This is a genomic window from Ideonella margarita (assembly GCF_038066635.1).
GTDB lineage: Bacteria > Pseudomonadota > Gammaproteobacteria > Burkholderiales > Burkholderiaceae_C > Ideonella > Ideonella margarita.
In genome coordinates, this window is sequence record NZ_JBBUTI010000001.1 from 34,213 (window position 1) to 51,721 (window position 17,509).

General features: G+C 68.1%; 18 protein-coding genes and 1 riboswitch. Of the genes, 5 read left to right on the plus strand and 13 right to left on the minus strand.

Annotated elements, in window-relative coordinates; genetic code table 11:
• Positions 1-2 precede the first annotated feature (2 nt).
• Positions 3-818, minus strand: a complete 816-nt coding sequence (locus tag AACH00_RS00165; protein WP_341396913.1) for an SDR family oxidoreductase — start codon at positions 816-818, stop codon at positions 3-5.
• Positions 819-839: 21 nt separating this feature from the next.
• On the opposite strand from AACH00_RS00165, the gene AACH00_RS00170 reads away from it, so the two are divergent.
• Together AACH00_RS00170 and AACH00_RS00175 are read left to right on the plus strand one after the other, a co-directional pair.
• Positions 840-1,967 carry a class I SAM-dependent methyltransferase gene (locus AACH00_RS00170; RefSeq protein ID WP_341396914.1) on the plus strand — a complete coding sequence of 376 codons (1,128 nt, stop codon included), beginning with the start codon at positions 840-842 and terminating at the stop codon, positions 1,965-1,967.
• 9 nt (positions 1,968-1,976) lie between these two features.
• Positions 1,977-2,168, plus strand: a complete 192-nt coding sequence (locus AACH00_RS00175; protein ID WP_341396915.1) for a DUF2905 domain-containing protein — start codon at positions 1,977-1,979, stop codon at positions 2,166-2,168.
• A gap of 9 nt (positions 2,169-2,177) precedes the next feature.
• Here the strand turns inward: AACH00_RS00175 and AACH00_RS00180 are convergent, their stop codons facing one another.
• The 5 genes from AACH00_RS00180 to AACH00_RS00200 form a co-directional block, all read right to left on the minus strand.
• Positions 2,178-3,440, minus strand: coding sequence for a multifunctional CCA addition/repair protein (locus tag AACH00_RS00180; RefSeq protein WP_341396916.1), 1,263 nt, complete (start codon positions 3,438-3,440; stop codon positions 2,178-2,180).
• A 2-nt stretch (positions 3,441-3,442) separates the two neighbouring features.
• Positions 3,443-4,393: a complex I NDUFA9 subunit family protein gene (locus AACH00_RS00185; RefSeq protein ID WP_341396917.1), complete on the minus strand. Its 951-nt coding sequence runs from the start codon at positions 4,391-4,393 to the stop codon at positions 3,443-3,445.
• Positions 4,394-4,403: 10 nt separating this feature from the next.
• Positions 4,404-6,509, minus strand: coding sequence for a lytic transglycosylase domain-containing protein (locus tag AACH00_RS00190; protein WP_341396918.1), 2,106 nt, complete (start codon positions 6,507-6,509; stop codon positions 4,404-4,406).
• A 60-nt stretch (positions 6,510-6,569) separates the two neighbouring features.
• Entirely contained in the window at positions 6,570-7,253 is a 684-nt protein-coding gene (locus AACH00_RS00195) for a glutathione S-transferase (RefSeq protein WP_341397454.1), read from the minus strand.
• A 103-nt stretch (positions 7,254-7,356) separates the two neighbouring features.
• The gene (locus AACH00_RS00200) at positions 7,357-8,349 is read right to left on the minus strand and encodes a LysR family transcriptional regulator (RefSeq protein WP_341396919.1); all 993 of its coding nucleotides are present in this window, start codon (positions 8,347-8,349) and stop codon (positions 7,357-7,359) included.
• A gap of 102 nt (positions 8,350-8,451) precedes the next feature.
• On the opposite strand from AACH00_RS00200, the gene AACH00_RS00205 reads away from it, so the two are divergent.
• A complete protein-coding gene (locus AACH00_RS00205; RefSeq protein ID WP_341396920.1) occupies positions 8,452-8,856 on the plus strand; it encodes a DUF2917 domain-containing protein in 405 nt (134 codons plus the stop codon).
• Here the strand turns inward: AACH00_RS00205 and AACH00_RS00210 are convergent.
• Together AACH00_RS00210 and AACH00_RS00215 are read right to left on the minus strand one after the other, a co-directional pair.
• The gene (locus tag AACH00_RS00210; RefSeq protein WP_341396921.1) at positions 8,751-9,089 is read right to left on the minus strand and encodes a TfoX/Sxy family protein; all 339 of its coding nucleotides are present in this window, start codon (positions 9,087-9,089) and stop codon (positions 8,751-8,753) included. The genes AACH00_RS00205 and AACH00_RS00210 overlap by 106 nt on opposite strands.
• Before the next feature lie 199 nt (positions 9,090-9,288).
• Entirely contained in the window at positions 9,289-10,257 is a 969-nt protein-coding gene (locus tag AACH00_RS00215; protein WP_341396922.1) for a porin, read from the minus strand.
• Positions 10,258-10,531: 274 nt separating this feature from the next.
• Between AACH00_RS00215 and AACH00_RS00220 the strand changes: the two genes are divergently transcribed.
• Positions 10,532-11,131: a 5-formyltetrahydrofolate cyclo-ligase gene (locus tag AACH00_RS00220; protein WP_341396923.1), complete on the plus strand. Its 600-nt coding sequence runs from the start codon at positions 10,532-10,534 to the stop codon at positions 11,129-11,131.
• Positions 11,132-11,185: 54 nt separating this feature from the next.
• Here the strand turns inward: AACH00_RS00220 and AACH00_RS00225 are convergent, their stop codons facing one another.
• The 5 genes from AACH00_RS00225 to ppk2 form a co-directional block, all read right to left on the minus strand.
• Entirely contained in the window at positions 11,186-11,830 is a 645-nt protein-coding gene (locus tag AACH00_RS00225; RefSeq protein WP_341396924.1) for an OmpW/AlkL family protein, read from the minus strand.
• Positions 11,831-12,024: 194 nt separating this feature from the next.
• Positions 12,025-12,864, minus strand: coding sequence for a methylenetetrahydrofolate reductase [NAD(P)H] (gene metF, locus AACH00_RS00230; RefSeq protein WP_341396925.1), 840 nt, complete (start codon positions 12,862-12,864; stop codon positions 12,025-12,027).
• A gap of 11 nt (positions 12,865-12,875) precedes the next feature.
• Positions 12,876-13,649 (minus strand): TlyA family RNA methyltransferase, encoded by a 774-nt coding sequence (locus AACH00_RS00235; RefSeq protein ID WP_341396926.1) that lies wholly within the window; start codon positions 13,647-13,649, stop codon positions 12,876-12,878.
• Positions 13,649-15,091: an adenosylhomocysteinase gene (ahcY, locus tag AACH00_RS00240; protein ID WP_341396927.1), complete on the minus strand. Its 1,443-nt coding sequence runs from the start codon at positions 15,089-15,091 to the stop codon at positions 13,649-13,651. Before ahcY ends, AACH00_RS00235 begins: the two co-directional genes overlap by 1 nt.
• A 92-nt stretch (positions 15,092-15,183) precedes the next feature.
• Positions 15,184-15,284: riboswitch (S-adenosyl-L-homocysteine riboswitch) on the minus strand.
• Positions 15,285-15,372: 88 nt separating this feature from the next.
• Positions 15,373-16,560, minus strand: coding sequence for a polyphosphate kinase 2 (gene ppk2 / locus AACH00_RS00245; protein ID WP_341396928.1), 1,188 nt, complete (start codon positions 16,558-16,560; stop codon positions 15,373-15,375).
• Between the two features lie 110 nt (positions 16,561-16,670).
• On the opposite strand from ppk2, the gene AACH00_RS00250 reads away from it, so the two are divergent.
• Positions 16,671-17,471, plus strand: coding sequence for an HAD family hydrolase (locus AACH00_RS00250; protein ID WP_341396929.1), 801 nt, complete (start codon positions 16,671-16,673; stop codon positions 17,469-17,471).
• Positions 17,472-17,509 lie beyond the last annotated feature (38 nt).

Genomic DNA, 17,509 nt, shown 5'->3' on the forward strand with positions numbered 1-17,509 from the left:
GTTCAACCTTGGGCTTGGGCCAGGAAAAGCACGTCGCGCGCCTGGCCGGTCAGGTGCTGGCCACCATCCACCAGCAAGGTGGTGCCGGTGATGGCCGGGGAATCGATCAGGAATCGCACGGCACGCGCGATGTCGTCAGGCGTGGAGGAGCGCTGCAGCGGCGTCATGCGGTGCGCTTTGGCGTACTCGTCGTCATTCATCGGGCCTGACAGCATCGTCACCCCCGGCGCCACGGCGCTCACGCGCACCCGCGGGGCCAGCGCCTGGGCCAGCATCACGGTGGCTTCACGCAGCGCGGCCTTGCTCAGGGTGTACGAAAAATGGTCCGGGTTCGGGTTCCAGAGCTTCTGGTCGAGCAGGTTCACCACGCAGCCCCGGCCGTCTTCGCCGGCCTCGGTGCGGGCGGCCACGTGGGTGGCCAGGGCCTGGGCCAGCATCACGGGTGCCGCGGTGTTGGCACGCCAGTGCAGGTCCATCGCGGCGGGGCCGGCGTCGGCGGCGGTGTCGTACTCGAACAGGCTGGCGTTGTTCACCACCGCATCCACCCGGCCGAGTGCGGCCACGGCGGCGGGCAGCAGCGCCCGGCAGGCGGCTTCAACGCTCAGATCGGCCGGCAGCACCGCCACGCGGGCCCCCAGCGCGCGCAACTCAGCCGCCGTGACCTCCGCGTCGGCCACCGAGTGGCGGCAGTGCAGGGCGATGTCGTGGCCGTGCGCGGCCAGGTGCAGCGCGATTTCGCGGCCGATGCGCCGCGCAGCACCGGTGACCAGGGTCACGGGGCGGGTGGGCGGCAGGTGGTCGGAGGCAGGTGTTGTCATGGGGGCCACTAGAATCTCGCCATGCGAAATAGCGAACCCGACAGTGTATCGGCGCCTCTGTCGGAACATATCCATGCGGCCATTGCGGACGCTGGCGGCTGGGTGTCATTTGACCGCTTCATGGCGATGGCGCTGTATGCGCCGGGTCTGGGTTACTACAGCAACAGCCTGCGCAAGTTCGGCCTGATGCCGGCCAGCGGCAGCGATTTTGTCACCGCACCTGAGCTCTCACCCCTGTTCGGCCGCGCCGTGGCCAACCAGGTGGCGCAGGCCCTGCAGGTCACCGGCACCTCGCAGGTGTTCGAGTTTGGCGCCGGCTCCGGCGCGCTGGCCGAGCAGATGATCGACGCGCTCGATGCCGTGGCGCCCGGCCTGCTGCAGGCCTACACCATCATTGATCTGTCGGGCACGCTGCGTGAGCGGCAGGCCGCCCGCCTGGCCCGCTTCGGTGACCGCGTGCGCTGGGCCACGCGCTGGCCCGAGGCCATGCACGGCGTGGTGGTGGGCAACGAGGTCCTCGACGCCATGCCGGTGCAATTGCTGCACTTCGACGGCGAGCAGTGGCTGGAGCGTGGCGTGGCCAGCCACCATGACGCGCTGGGTGCGCCCGGCTTCGTTTACGAAGACCGGCCCACCGAGCTGCGCCCGCCGCTGGAGGCGCCCTACGTGCCCGGCACGGTGACGGAGATTCACTTGCAGGCCGAGGGCTTCATCCGCAGCCTGGCCGCGCACCTGGTGCAAGGCGCCGCCTTCTTCATCGACTACGGCTTCCCCGAGGCCGAGTACTACCTGCCGCAGCGCCACATGGGCACCTTGATGTGCCACCGGCTGCACATGGCCGACGACCGGCCGCTGGAGGCGGTGGGCGAGAAGGACATCACCGCCCACATCAATTTCACCGGCATCGCCCTGGCTGCGCAGGAGGCCGGCATGGACGTCATCGGCTACACCAGCCAGGCGCGTTTCCTGGTGAATTGCGGCGTGGCGCCGATGGTGGAAGCCGCCGATCTGGCCGGCCGCGCGATGGCCCAGAAGCTGCTGACCGAGCATGAGATGGGTGAGCTGTTCAAGGTCATCGGCCTGGCGCCTGCGGGTGCGCTGCCTGATCCGATCGGCTTCATGGCGGGTGACCGCACCCACCGGCTCTGAGCCCGCCGCATGCGCTGGTTCCTGGTCTTCCTGCTGGTGTTCCTGATTTTCAATCGGGCCGGTGCCTGGTTGCAGAAGCTGGGCCTGGGGCGCCTGCCGGGCGACCTGCGCTTCAGCATTTTCGGCCGCGAGTTCTTCCTGCCGCTGGCCAGCAGCGTGGTGCTGACCGTGCTGGCCAGCATCATCATGATGGTGTTCTGAGCCGCAGGCTCAGGCGGCTGGCTCGCCCGGTGCCTGCAGCGCAGCCAGGGCCGGCAAGGCCTCGGCGATGGCCTGGGCGCGGGCCTTGTGGATCGCCTCGGCAATGGCCGGTCCGCGTGCGCCGCGCGCCACCGCCGCTTCCGCCACCGGCCCGGTGACCACCGCTTCCGCTGCGGCAAACGCGGCCAGCAGGCGCGGGCGAGACGGGTAAGGCGCGTCTTCGAACTGCCAGCGGCCGCGGGCATCGGCCTCGCAGGCCAGCAAGGCTTCAGTGAAACGCTCCGGCCGCCGGAAGGCGTCGCAGCGTTCGATCAGGCGCAGCAGCGCCGCGGCATTCAAGCCATCGGCGCGGTGGATGTTGGTGTGTTCACGCGCCACCAGCAGGGCCAGCTCGGCGCAGTCGGTGGGCACCTTCAGGCGCTGATGCACCTGGCGGGCCAGGCGCTCGCTGCGCAGTTCATGGGCAATGTGGCGCGGCCATTCCTCGGGCGGCGTGGCGCCTTTGCCGAGGTCATGGCACAGCGTGGCCCAGCGCACGGTCAAGGGTGCGGCCAGCTTGGCGGCTTGTGCCAGCACCAACATCACATGCAGGCCGGTGTCCACCTCGGGGTGGTAGTCGGCGCGTTGCGGCACGCCCCACAGCCGGTCGAGCTCGGGCAGCAGGCGGGCCAGGGCGCCGCAGTCGCGCAGCACCTCGATCATGCGCACCGGGTGGTCTTCCATCAGGCCGCGGGACAGCTCCTGCCACACGCGCTCGGCCACCAGCGAATCCACCTCGCCGGCCGCCACCATGTCGCGCATCAGCGCCATGGTGTCGGGGGCCACGGTGAAGTCGCCGAAGCGTGCAGCGAAGCGGGCCAGCCGCAGGATGCGCACCGGGTCTTCGCCGAAGGCGGCGCTGACGTGCCGCAGCGTGCGCGAGGCCAGATCGCGCTGGCCGCCGTGCGGGTCGACGATGCGCCCGTCGGCACCCCGGGCCATCGCATTGATGGTCAGGTCTCGGCGCACGAGGTCGTCTTCGAGCGTCACGTCAATCGCGGTGTGGAAGACGAAGCCGTGGTAGCCCGGCGCGGTCTTGCGCTCGGTGCGGGCCAGCGCGTATTCCTCACGCGTTTCAGGGTGCAGGAAGACCGGGAAGTCTTTGCCCACCGGCAGGTAGCCGGCGGCCACCATGGCCTCGGGCGTGGCGCCGGTCACCACCCAGTCACGGTCGTGCACCGGCCGGCCCAGCAGGGCGTCGCGCACCGCGCCGCCCACCTCATAGACCTGCATCGTCACCGGTGCAGGGCCCGCCAGGCATCCAGCCGGGCACAGGCCTGGTGCGGGGCCAGGTAGGACGGGCCGATGGCGGCCAGCGCGGCCGGCGTGATGCCCAGCGCAGCCAGGCCAGGCAGCAGGCCCGTGGCCACATTGGGCACGGTCATCGAGGCGAGGTTGTCGCGGCTCATCAGCGGTTCGCCCGGGGCCAGCTCCATCATCATCGCCTGCACCTGGGCCAGCGGGCCCGGCAGCGGCACGATGGGCCGCTCATGGCCCGACAGCCGGCCGGCCAGCCGCACCAGGTCGGCCAGCGTCAACACATCGGGGCCGGCGCATTCATAGGTCTGGCCTGCCGTGGCCGGGTTGGCCAGACAGTGGGCGATGGCTTCGGCCACGTCGTCCACCCACACCGGCTGGAAGCGGGCGCTGGCGCCGGCCAGCGGCACCACGGGCGCCAGGGCCTGCAGTTGCGCAAACAGGTTCAGGAAGCGGTCTTGAGCACCGAAGATCACCGACGGGCGGAGCAGCGTCAGGTCGAGCGGTGCGGCCTTCAGCACGGCTTCGCCACGCGCCTTGCTGCGCAGGTAGCGCGACGGCGCATCGGCGGACACGCCCAGCGCGCTCACATGCACCAGCCGACGCACACCCTGGCGCACGCAGGCCGCGGCCAGGCGCTGGGGCAGCTGCACATGGGTGGCCTCGAAGGCGGCTTCGCTGCCGTGCAGGATGGCCACCAGGTTCACCACGGCGTCGCAGCCCGCCAGCAGCTGATCAAGCGCTGCGTCGTCATGCACATTGGCTTCCACCACATCCACCAGCGGCAGCAGCTGCACGGCCTGGGCATGGCTGCGGCGCCGCGTGGGCACCACCAGGCGCGGGCCGCCACTGCCGTAGTCCTGCACCAGTCTCTCGCACAGGGCGCGGCCGACAAAGCCGGACCCTCCCAGAATCAGCACGCGTTGCATGGCTCCACCTTCAAGGCAAATCGTCGTTGGCCGGGGCGGCCGTGGCCTCCCGCGGGCCGATCGGCGCACCCAGGCGCGCCTTCAGCGAGGCCGGCTTGCCACTCAGCAGGCCGGCATAAATCGTGGCGTTCGAGAGCACCTTCTTGACGTAGTCGCGGGTCTCGTTGAACGGGATGTTCTCGGCCCAGATGGCGGCTTCCACCACCGGGCCTTCACGCCAGCGGCGCGGCCGGCCCGGGCCGGCGTTGTAGGCAGCCGCGGCCATGGCCTGCGAGCCGCCCAGGTCGTCCAGCACCAGCTTCAGGTAAGCGGTGCCGATGCGCAGGTTGGTGTCGCGCTCGGTGATCATCTCGGGGCGGAAGCTGGTCAGGCCGATCTTCCTGGCGGTCCACTTCGCGGTGGCCGGCATCACCTGCATCAGGCCGGAAGCGCCCACGTTCGAGCGGGCGTCGACGATGAAGCGCGACTCCTGCCGGATCAGCCCGTACACATAGGCCGGGTCCAGACCGATGTCACCGGCCTTGGCCAGCAGCTCACGGCGCAGCGGGGTGGGGTAGCGCAGGGTCAGGTCGATCTCGGCGCGGGTGCGGTCGGCGCTGTTGATGCAGCGGTCCCACACTTCCCGATCACACGCCAGTTGGGCCGCGGCGATCAGCTCACGGTCGCTCATGCCGATGAGCGAAAAATTCCATTCGCGCACGCCTTCGCTGCGCAGCCCCATGCCGATGGCGAGCAGCGCACGCTGCAGGCCGGCGTGGTTGCGCGCGGCGGCTTGCTCGGCGCCCGTGGGGCTCACCGGGCGGCCGGGCAGGGGCGCGACATTGCCCAATTCCTCGGCAGCCAGCTGCCCGTAGAAGTTCAGTGGCGAGGCGATGCCTTGCAGCAGGCGCCGGGCCTCATTGCGCGCGGCTTCGCCCGCCTCGGCGGCGGGCGCCATGCCCAGCACGCCGCGGGCGCGCCAGTACGCCCAGGCCGGGTCGGCGCGCTCAGTGGCGCTCATGGCTTCGATGCTGCGCAGCGTCCAGATCCAGCGCTCGCTGCCCTGGCCGTTGCGCAGGGCGCTTCGGGCCAGCCAGCCCAGCGTGTCGTCGCTCCAGTCGGGCGTATTGGTCTGGCGTTTGGGCAGGGCCTCAAACGCATTGCGGGTCCAGCCCAGCGCGTCAGGCCGCAGTTGCAGCGCGCCTTGCTTGGCCACCTGTGACCAGGCCCAGGCCGCATGTTCCGCGCCCAGGATGGCGGCCCAGCGTTCCTGCAGCAGGTTGGCTGCAGCATCCGTGTCACTGGCGGCCACACGGGCCACGGCCAGCGAGGCCAGCTCACTCCGGTGGTGGGTCAGCGACGAGGCCTTGGTGAGCAGGTAGCGGGTGGGCTTGTCCAGCAACTCCACCAGCGCCTTGTCGACCGGATCACCCAGCAGCGCGGCGCTCTGGCGGGCCAGCTTCACACGGTTGTTCTCGACGCCCAGACGCACCCGGCGCCAGATGTCGTCGGCGCTGAACACCTTGGCCTCGAACAGCGTGCGGCCCATCAACAGGCAAGCATCATCGGGTTCGCGCTGGGCCATCCAGACGCGGCGTGCGGCGTCCAGCACCGGCTTGCCGGCGAGGTGGTCGACCAGCACCGCGTAGCAATGCACCTGCCGGTCGTCGTTCATGCGGAAGCGCGGCAGATCACGCGAGAAGGCGGCCCAGTCGCGGCGGCGGCCCAGCTCCAGCAGCCAGTCGTTGCGCAGGCGGTCTTCCACATAGCTGGCGGGCCAGCGGGCGTAGAAGGCTTCCACCTCGTCGGCGGTGGCCTCGTTCAGCCGGCTGGTGAGGTCCCAGTAATCGACCCAGGGCGCCAGCGGGTGGCGGCTGTCGATGGCCGCGATGCGGAAGGCGGCAAGCCGAGAGCGGTCGCGGCGCACAAAGGCTTCGCGGGCATCACGGATCAGCGGGTCAACACCGGCGGAGGGCTGCACCGCCGAGGTGTCTGTGGCCTGCGCCGAGGCCGCGCCGGTGCCAGCCAGCAGGGCCAAACCGACCCACAGGGCCAGCCCGTGGAGGGGCCGCAGCGGGCGTGGGTGGCGGGGGCGACTGCGGCGAAGAAGAAGGGCGTGGATCAGGGCAGAAAGCATGGCCCGGCCACTGTACCGCAGCCCGGGTTTTCCCCGGGTGCGGCAGGCCACGTCAACGTGTCAACGCTGGGTGCGGTAAGGCTCTTCGAAGTCGAGGAAATCGGCTTCGGCCAGCGCCTCGGTCACCCAGGCCTGCACGCCGGGGCTGGCCCAGACGGCGTCCATCCACGGCCGCACGCTGGCGTCTACCGGCAAACCGTAGGTGCGGATGCGGCTGACCACCGGCGCGAAGTAGGCATCGGCGTTGCTGAAGTCGCCGAACAGGAAGGGCCCGCCGCTGTCGCGCAGGGCGTCGGCCCACATGGCTTGCAGGCGGTTCAGGTCGGCCTGGATGCCGGCGTGCTCGCGCAGCAGGCGCGCGCCCACATCGGCCAGCGAAGCCTCGATGTTCATGGCGCAGTGGCTGCGCAGCTGGGTGAAGCCGCTGTGCATCTCGGCGCACAGCGAGCGGGCACGGGCCCGGCGCGCCGCGTCACGCGGCCAGATGTTGTGTTCCGGAAAGCGCTCAGCCAGCGTTTCGGCAATGGCCAGCGTGTCCCACACCGCCAGCGCGCCATCCAGCAGCACCGGCACCTTGCCAGTCGGGCTGACGCCGCGGAGGGTCTGCTTGAAGGCGGAGTTCGCCTCGAAGCTGTCGAAGCGCACCAGGCGCTGCGCCACCGGCAACTGGAAGTGGTTGACCAGCACCCCGGGCCGCATCGACCACGACGAATAATTCCTGTTGCCGATCCACAGTTCCATCACACGCTCCGACATCCGTTGAGTTGAGGATCCGGATGCTAGCCCTGCGGGGTGTGGCCGTGGGTGCGTTGTGTGCATCCTCGCCATGCGTGCGCGGCATGAATGATCAATCCGCGTGGGCCGCGCTGTCGCTGTCTTCCACGTCGCCGATGGCCTGCCGGGTTGCGGCCGCCTGGGCCAGCACCCAGCGGTTGAAGGCCTGCACTTCCGGGCGGGCGTCGTCGCTGCCGCCGGCCAGCGGCACCAGCCAGTAGCACCACGGCGACCAGCGCCGGCCTTCCGGGCCGAAGGGCTCGACCAGGTCGCCCCGCTCCAGCACGTCATGCACCATGGCCAGCCGCGCCAGGGCCACGCCTTGGCCAGCCAGGGCCGCCTGCATCTGCTGGTGGGTGTAGTTCATCGTGATCCAGCGGCGCGGCGCCATGCCCGCCATCTGCTGGGCGCTCAGCCAGGCCGGCCAGCCCAGCTCATCGGCGTGCTGGCTGTCGTCATCCATCTCCAGCAGTGTGTGCAGCGCCAGGTCGGTCGGCTGGCGCAGTGGCGGCGCTTCACCCCGGGCGATGGCGTCAGCCAGGCGGGTGCCGATGACGGGTGTCAGCACCTCGCCGAACAGGCGCTGCGCATGGGCCGGGGCGGTGGCCGGGCGGCAGTGGCGCAGGGCCACATCCAGCTCGATGTCGTCGAGTTCAGCGAAGCGGTCGGAGGCGGCGATGCGGATGTCGGCATCCGCATGGGTGCGCTCGAACAGCGGCAGCCGCGGCATCAGCCAGAGCGAGGCGAACGACGGGAAGGTGGTCACGCTGACCATGGCGCGGCTGCGGGTCATGCGGATCTGGCGCACGGTGGCGTCGATGCGGGCCAGCGCAGGCTCCACGGTGCGCTGCAGCACTCGGCCGGCGGCGGTCAGCTCGACCTTGCGGGTGGCGCGGTGGAACAGCGGTGCGCCCAGCTCTTCCTCCAGCCCCTTGATCTGGCGGCTGATGGCGGGCTGGGTCAGGTGCAGCTCGTCGGCTGCGCCACTGAAACTCAGGCGGCGCGAGACGGCTTCGAACGCCCGCAGGGCGTCCAGCGAAAGAGGGCGGCGGGGCAGGCGATTCATGCGTGAAGCTTATCAATCCGCCTCGCCGTTTTCATTCGTCAGAGTGAGGATATTTCTTCATCATTCGCTCCATGCATGGGATGGACCCATGGGGAGCAAGGCATGGAACACGATCTCGATCACGTCCGCCGCTGGACGGCGCCGTCCGATGGCTGGCTGGTGGGCTGCCGCGGTGCGTCATGGGTGACGCGCGATGGTGAGCTCGACGACCATCAGCTGACGCCCGGCCACACCCTGGTGGTGAGCGCCGGCACGCGGCTGACGATGGGCCCCTGGGAGGGTGCTGAGGCCAGCCGCCTGGTGTGGGTGGCGGCACCGGCTGCCCGTTGCGCCACCGGCCCCCTGGGCACGGCACGCCACACCGGCTTGAACCTGGTGGCTGCGGCTGCGCGGGTAGGCGCTCAGGCCTTGGCGGCCTTGGCCCGCAAGGCCGACCACATGGCCAGCCGCGCCCAGGGCAGCATCTGCTCGGGCGATTCCATGGCCTCTTCGGGCGCGTTGAAGTAACTCATCACGCCCTGCTGGCCGCCCGCCTTTGCGTAGACAAAAGGCTGGCAGCCCGCGTCGACGAACCGGCCGCGCGTGGTGTCGTCCACCTTCAGGTAGAGCGTGCCGCCGGCGATCAGGGCCACGAAGACCTCGTCGACATACAGGCCGTGCCCGCCGAACATGCGGCGGCTGCGCACCGGCCCCAGCGCCCCCAGCAACTCCCTCGACCAGCTCAGCAGCGATTCGCTCATGCCGGCACTCTAACGGCGGTGTGCGCCGACATGTGTTGAGGCGCAGGCGAAAAAAAGGGCGCCTTCCATGCGGAAGGCGCCCAACGCTCTCGTGTGCCGGCATGTGATGTCACGCGTCCCCACGCGCGACCACACCGTCAGACGATGATCCCGACCCGCCGAGTTGCAGACAGCGGGCCGGGCTTTCCCGGCAGGGAAATCAGAAGTTGTGCTTCAGGCCCAGGTCGTAGCCGACCTTCTTGGTGCCGGCAACACGCTGGGTGCCGCCAAATTCCAGCACGTCGGCGTACACGGTGGTGCGCTTCGACAGGAAGTACTGGTAGCCGACAGCAGCTTGCTTGACCAGGGTGGCGTCAACAGCCGTCGCCTTGTTCTTCAGTTCGCCGTAGCTGCCACGGAAGGCGCCATTGCCCACCGGTGCCACTGCGCTCACCAGGAACGACTGGATCTTCTGGTCAGCGGCGTTCTTGCCGTCACCGAAGAAAGCGCCGACCTTGGCGATGCCGAAGTCGTACGAACCGTTCACGGTGGCCCAGCGGTCCTTCGTGTTCGACGGGTTCTCGAAGCCAACACCCACGCTCAGCGGGCCGGTGGTGTACGAGCCACCCAGGCTGTACGGACGCTTGGCGCCCGAACCTGCGTTGGCGTCGGTTTCAGCGATCTGTGCGCCGAAAGCCAGGCCGTTGGCGGCGTAGCTGTAGGTCACCGAGTTGCTGTAACGGGTCGAGATGTCGGCGATGGCAGCCTTGCCTTGCACGATCAGGGCGTTCGAAGCAACGGTGTCGGTGCCGAACGGGTCAGCCACGTTCTGGCTGTAGGTGTAAGCCGGGTTTTCTTCGCGGCCCAGCACGACACGGCCGTAGGCGCTTTGCAGGCCGACGATGGCCTTGCCGTCCCAGAAGCGGGTAGCTGCGGTCTGGGTGCCTTCATCGGCGTTGAAGCGGTGTTCGATCTGGAACACGGCTTGCAGACCGCCACCCAGGTCTTCCACACCACGGAAGCCCAGACGGCTGCCGGAGCCGTTGCGCACTTCCTTGTTGGCAACCTTGTTGGCTTGCTGAGCGACCGACAGGTCGACGCGGCCATACACGGTCACCGAAGATTGAGCCATCGCGGCGGAACCCAGCGAAGCCAGGGCCAGGGAGAGGGGAACGAGACGGAAGTTCATGTGAAGTCCTTTTTATCTGTCAGATGCAGCAGTTGTCCGGAGGGACCACTGCACACGGAAAGGACTGTAGGCTCGGGTTTACCCCAGATAAATTCGCCACTCAGCAATTCACTGTTCCATTTTTGGCAACGCTGTAATTTTCTTTGGCCTGAAATGCGTGTTAGTCGTAAATGGTTCTGCAGAAACTTGACCCCTCATGCCCGTCGTGACGCCGGGACAGCCACCCAACGCCCGCACAATCAAAGGCTGTTGCAAGTTGTCAGGAACTGATCCCATGACCCTGCCGTTCAAGCTGAATCTCGAACCCTCTCGCGACAAAAGTGTGTTGCGCAAGCAACTGCAGGCGGAACGACTGAGCCTGCTGGATCGCCACCAGCGCGCCGCCCACCTGCAGGAAGTGCTGATGGTGTGGCTCATCAGCCGCCCGGAAAAGACGATTGGCGCCTACTGGCCCATCAAGGGCGAGTTCGACGCACTGCCCGCGCTGTACCGCTGGGCCGAAGGCCACGAAGACCGCCGCATCGGTCTGCCGGTGATGAACCGGGAGACCAAGCAGCTGACCTTCCATGTCTGGTACCCCGGTTGCCCGATGGAAGAAGACGCCTACGGCATCCCGAAGCCGAAAGACACCGAGGCCTTTCACCCCGAGCTGCTGCTGGTGCCTTGCGTGGGCTTTGGCCCGGGCGGTGTGCGCCTGGGCTATGGCGGCGGCTTCTATGACCGCACGCTGGCAGCGCTTGACCCGCTGCCGGCCACCGCCGGGTTGGCCTACTCCCACGGCTACGTGCCCTGGCTGGAAGGCGAGCCGCATGACGTGCCGCTCGACGCCTTGCTGACGGAAGAAGGCGTGTCCTGGCAGCGCGGGGTGCTCTGAGCGACCATGAAAAAGGGCGGCCCGCAGGCCGCCCTTGGCTGAATCAGGCCACGCTCAGAAGCGCTTGCCGAAGCCCACGCTGACCAGCAGCGGATCGACCTTGAAGGTGCCGATCTTGGTTTCGTTCGACAGCACGTCGGTCTTGATCTGGACCTTCTTCACGTCGAAGTTCAGCAGCCAGCCGCCACCCACCGGCACGTCCACGCCGACTTGTGCGGCCAGGCCAACGCTGTTGCGCTTGAGGTTCAGGTTCAGGGCCGACACGCCCGATTCCCACTGCACATCAGAGATGTTGGTGTAGTTCACGCCCACACCCACGTACGGGCGGAAGCCCTCCAGGCCGGTGAAGTGGTACTGCGCCGTCAGGGTCGGGGGCAGGTGCTTGAAGCTGCCGATCTTGCCGCCGCCAACCGACAGGGTCTGCTTCTGCGGGTAGGTCAGGATCAGCTCGGCCGCGATGTTCGGCGTGAAGAAATAGCTGATGTCCAGCTCGGGGATCCACTTGTCGTTGATCGATGCCTCGACCGGCGAGCCCACCACGGCGGTCAGCGTGGTCTTCAGGTCAGCGCTGTTGGTGTTGGCCGACTGCAGATGCGCGGCGCGGCCGCGAACGAGCCAGCTGCCCGTGTCCTGGGCGGCGGCGATCTGGGGCAGGGTGGCGGCTGCGATGGCGGCCAGGGCGATCAGTTGCTTGCGCATGGAAAACTCCTTCTAGGTTGCAATGAATTCGGGACCTTGGGGTCTGAATGCATTGCACCGCGGAGGGCGCATCGTCAACTTGTGTGGGCGCAAGCGGGCCCGGGTTCAGGCTTGCCAGCAAGGGCAGCCTTGATGTGCGTCAGAGGTGGTGCGCGGCGCTGATGCGCGCGCACCACATCGACGGCTGCTGCCGGTCAGCCGTTCAGGCGGCGGCAGATTTCGAGCACCGTGGCGCTCTGGTTCATCGAGTAGAAGTGCAGGCCCGGCACGCCGGCGGTGCGCAGCTGGTCGCACAGGTCGGTCACCACATCCAGGCCAAATGCCTTGATGCTGGCGCTGTCGTCGCCGAAGCTTTGCAGGCGCAGACGGATCCAGCGCGGCACATCGGCGCCGCAGCTGTCGGCAAAGCGCAGGATGCCGCTGGCATTGGTGATCGGCATGATGCCGGGCACCACCGGGATGTCAGCGCCCAGCGCGTAGGCGTCATCCACGAAGCGGAAGTACGCGTCCGAGTTGAAGAAGAACTGGGTGATCGCCGAGTCAGCGCCGGCCTTCACCTTGGTGGCATAGGCCTGCAGGTCCGCCTGGGGCGAGCGCGCCTGCGGATGCATCTCCGGGTAGGCCGCCACTTCAATGTGGAAGTGGTCGCCGGTCTCGGCGCGGATGAAGGCCACGAGGTCGCTCGCGTAGCGGAACTCGCCGAAGCCGCCGTAGCCGCTGGGCAGATCGCCGCGCAGCGCCACGATGCGCTTCACGCCGATGGCCTTGAATTCCGCAAGCCGCTCGCGGATGGTGGCGGCATCAGCGCCGATGCAGCTGAAGTGCGGCGCACCGGCATGGCCTTCGCTCAGGATGGACTGCACGGTCTGCAGCGTGCCGTCCTGCGTCGAGCCGCCCGCACCGTAGGTCACCGAGCAGAACGCCGGCTTCAGCGCGTACAGCTCGCTGCGCACGGCGGCGAGCTTGGTCACGCCTTCAGGCGTCTTCGGGGGGAAGAACTCCAGGCTCAGCTGGAAGTCGTCGGAAACACTCATGGGGAGTCTCTTCAGGGCGCAACCGGGGCCGAAGCCCGCTGCGCCAGTATGAAAAATTCGCGGTTGCCGTCACCACCCGTCACCGGGCTGTCGCGCCAGTTCAGCACGGTCAGGCCGCAAGCCACGCAGGTCTCACGCAGGCGTGTCTCCACCCGCGCAAAGGCGCTGGCGTGCTTCACCAAGCCGCCCTTGCCGATGTCGGCAGGCTGCAACTCGAACTGCGGCTTGACCAGCATCAGCACATGGCCGCCCGGGGCCAGCAGCGGCGCCAGTGCCGGCAGCACCAGGCTGAGCGAGATGAATGACAAGTCGCCGGTGATCAGGTCGAAGCCCGGGGCCTGCCAGGCCTCGCCCAGCACCTCGGGGCTGAGGCTGCGGGCATTGACGCCTTCCAGCGCCACCACCCGCGGGTCGGCGGCCAGCCGCGGATGCAGCTGGCCGTGGCCCACGTCCACGCCCACCACCTGGCGGCAGCCGGCGGACAGCAGCACATCGGTGAAGCCACCGGTGCTCTGCCCGACGTCCAACGCGAGGCCGCCCTGCAAGGCCAGACCGGCGTCGCGCAGCACACCTTCCAGCTTCAGGCCACCGCGCGAGGCCCAGCGCAACTCGGCGTCGTCCACCAGTTCGAACTGGCAGCCTTCCGGCAAGTCTTCACCGGCCTTGCGCGGCACGGTCCAGCCCTTCGGGCCGAGCCAGCGCACGCCGCCGTGCTCAATCAGTCGCTGGGCGGCCGAACGCGAGGGCGCGAGGCCCTGCTGGACAAGAAGCTGGTCCGCGCGCATCAGTAGCGGTACGTGTCGGCCTTGTACGGGCCGCTCTTCGAAACGCCGATGTAGGCGGCCTGCTCGTCGGTGAGTTCGGTCAGCATCACGCCGACCTTCTTCAGGTGCAGGCGGGCGACCTTCTCGTCCAGGTGCTTGGGCAGCACGTAGACCTTGCCGGCTTCGTAGCGGTCCTGGTGGCAGAACAGCTCGATCTGGGCGATGGTCTGGTTGGCGAAGCTCGACGACATCACGAAGCTCGGGTGGCCCGTGGCGCAGCCCAGGTTCACCAGGCGGCCCTTGGCCAGCAGGATGATCTTCTTGCCGTCGGGGAAGATGACGTGATCGACCTGCGGCTTGATCTCGTCCCACTGGCAGGCAGCCAGCGAAGCGACGTCAATCTCGTTGTCGAAGTGGCCGATGTTGCAGACGATGGCTTCGTCCTTCATCGCGGCCATGTGCTCGTAACGGATCACGTTCTTGTTGCCGGTGGCCGAGACGAAGATGTCGGCCTTGTCGGCCGCGTATTCCATCGTCACGACCTTGAATCCTTCCATCGCGGCCTGCAGGGCGTTGATCGGGTCGATCTCGGTCACCCACACCTGGGCGCTGAGGGCGCGCAGGGCCTGGGCCGAGCCCTTGCCCACGTCGCCGTAACCAGCGACCACGGCGACCTTGCCGGCGATCATCACGTCGGTGGCGCGCTTGATCGAATCGACCAGCGATTCGCGGCAGCCATACAGGTTGTCGAACTTGCTCTTGGTGACCGAGTCGTTGACGTTGATGGCGCGGAACTGCAGCTTGCCGGCGGCCGCCATTTCGTTCAGGCGCAGCACGCCCGTGGTGGTCTCTTCGGTCACGCCGATGATCTCGCGCGCCTTGCGGGTGTACCAGGTCGAGTCAACAGCCAGCTTGGCCTTGATCGCGGCGAACAGCTCGGTTTCTTCTTCGCTGGTCGGGTTGGCGATGACCGACAGGTCCTTCTCGGCGCGCTGGCCCAGGTGCATCAGCAGCGTGGCATCGCCGCCGTCGTCCAGGATCATGTTCGGGCCTTCGCCCGGCGTGCCGGCAGCGCCGAATTCAAAGATGCGGTGGGTGTAGTCCCAGTAGTCCTTCAGCGTTTCGCCCTTGTAGGCGAACACCGGGGTGCCACGTTCCACCAGGGCGGCAGCGGCGTGGTCTTGCGTCGAGAAGATGTTGCAGGAAGCCCAGCGCACTTCGGCGCCCAGGGCTTGCAGCGTTTCAACCAGCACGCCGGTCTGGATCGTCATGTGCAGCGAGCCGGTGATGCGCGCGCCCTTGAGCGGCTGGCTGGCGGCGAACTCGTCGCGGATGGCCATCAGACCGGGCATTTCGGTCTCGGCGATCTTCAATTCCTTGCGGCCCCAGGCGGCCAGCGCCAGATCGGCGATGACGTATTGGTCGGGGCTCAGCAGTTGGGCGGGGCGGGTAGCAGCGTTCATCAATGTTCTCCGGAGGTCGGACAAAAAGCCCGCGGCGATTGATGACGTGCTGAGTGGCCCTCTCGGGCACGGCTCACCCACGACACCAACGGTGCGGGTGAGCGCGGTTGCAATTGAATGGTCCGAGCCTGGGGCCTGCGCAACTCGACACAAAACGGTGTCGGCGCCAGTCCTTGCAACGCTCCTCGGATCAGGAAGCCGCAAGTTTATCAGCGGGTCCGCAAGCCTGCTTGCGGCCGGTCGTGACAAAACAGGCAGGGAAGCAGGCTAGTTGGCGGGCATCAGCCGGCGGCGTCTGTTCCGGCCCGGGCCGCAGCCCCGCCAGAAGCCCCCGCCAGATGGTCATCGCCGCCATGCCCCACGAGCGAGGGGCGACCGACGATCAGCGGATCGACCGGCCCCAGCGCCTTCACCTCTTTCTGCGTGTAGGGCAGGCGGTGCAGCACGTAGCGCATGGCGTTCAGCCGCGCGCGCTTCTTGCAGTTCGACTTGATCACCGTCCACGGCGCATCGGGCGTGTCGGTATGCAGGAACATGGCCTCCTTGGCGCGGGTGTAGTCGTCCCACTTGTCGAGGCTGGCCATGTCGATCGGGCTGAGCTTCCACTGTTTGAGCGGATGGAGCTTGCGCTCCTTGAAGCGGCGGCGCTGCTCTTCCTGGCTGACCGAGAACCAGAACTTGAAGAGGTGGATGCCGGAGCGCGCGAGGTGTCGCTCGAACTCGGGCGCCTCGCGCATGAACTGCTCCACTTCCGCGTCCGAGCAGAAACCCATGACGCGCTCGACGCCGGCGCGGTTGTACCAGCTGCGATCAAACAGCACGATCTCGCCGCGTGTCGGCAGGTGCGCGATGTAGCGCTGGAAGTACCACTGGCCGCGCTCCACCTCGCTCGGTTTTTCAAGCGCCACCACGCGGGCGCCGCGCGGGTTCAGGTGCTCCATGAAGCGTTTGATGGTGCCGCCCTTGCCGGCGGCGTCCCGCCCCTCGAACAGGATGACGACCCGCTGGCCGGTGTCCTTCACCCAGGCCTGCAGCTTGAGCAGTTCCACCTGCAGCTGGTACTTCTGTTGCTCATAGCGCTTGCGCGACAGCAGGTTGCGGTAGGGGTAGGCGCCCTCGCGCCAACCCGGCGCCAGCTCCAGGTCGGGGTCGATGCCGGTGGGTTTGGCCGCAGGGTGGGCCAGCGCCTGGCGCAGCGCCTTCACGTCATCAGGCGATGCGCCCTGCAGCAGCGCCTGCACCTGGCTCAGCCATTCAGCGTCGTCCGGCGAATGCGGTTGATTCAGCAGCCCGGTCATCACTTCTGCCTGCACGCTGCGGGCACGCTCGGTGGCGTTCTTCACCACCACGGCGCGGCGGCCGCTGGCACTGCGGGCGCCAGACACATCGCCCTCTACCACCAGGCGCGGTAGCGCGGCAGGGTCGGCGTGGGGGCGTTTGGCGGTGGCTTTGGGGTTGGGCGAAGGCATGCGTCAATCTCCGTGCTGAGGTCTGGCAGCCATCATGAAACTTTCGTGACGGTCGGCCTTGATGCCGGTCAAGCCTCGTTCGCCGCCGGGCCATGTGGGACACTTTTGCCATGACCCCGCAGCCAATGCGAGCCTGGTCCTCCATCGATGACGCCCTCCTGGCGCCGGTGCGGGGCGTGCTCACCGACATCGACGACACCTTGACGCGTGATGGCGCCATCGAACCCTCCGCGCTGGAGGCCTTGCAGCTGCTTGCTGACGCCGGCATTCCGGTGATCGCCATCACCGGCCGCCCGGCGGGCTGGAGCGAGCCCTTCGCCCGCAGCTGGCCGGTGCGCGCCATCGTGGCCGAAAACGGCGCGGTGATGCTGCGGCGATCAGGCGCTGGGCCGGATCTGGCCATCAGCTTCACCCAGGACGAGCCCACCCGCCAGGCCAACTTCGCCCGGCTGCAGGCCTGTGCCGCAGCCATCGTGGCCACGGTGCCCGGCGCCAGGATGGCCGAGGACAGCGCAGGCCGCCTGACCGACATCGCCATCGACCACAGCGAGTTCACCCACCTGCCGCCCGAGCAGATCGACGCGGTGGTGGCGCTCATGCGCGCCCATGGCCTGACCGCCACGGTCAGCTCCATCCACATCAACGGCTGGATAGGCCAGCACAGCAAGCTCACGGCCGCCGCCTGGGCCGTGCCGGCCCTGCTCGGCCATGCGTTTGATGCGGCCGAGTGGCTGTACGTGGGCGACTCCACCAACGACCAGCTGATGTTCCAGCACATCCCGCTGTCGGTGGGCGTGGCCAACATCGCCCGCTTCGTGCCGCAGCTGCAGCACCTGCCGGCGTGGGTGACGCAGGCTGAACGTGGCGAAGGATTTGCGGAAATGGCGCAGCGCCTGCTGGCGCACGGCTAAACGGTGACGGCAATCAGCCGATAGGGGTCATGGGGCTT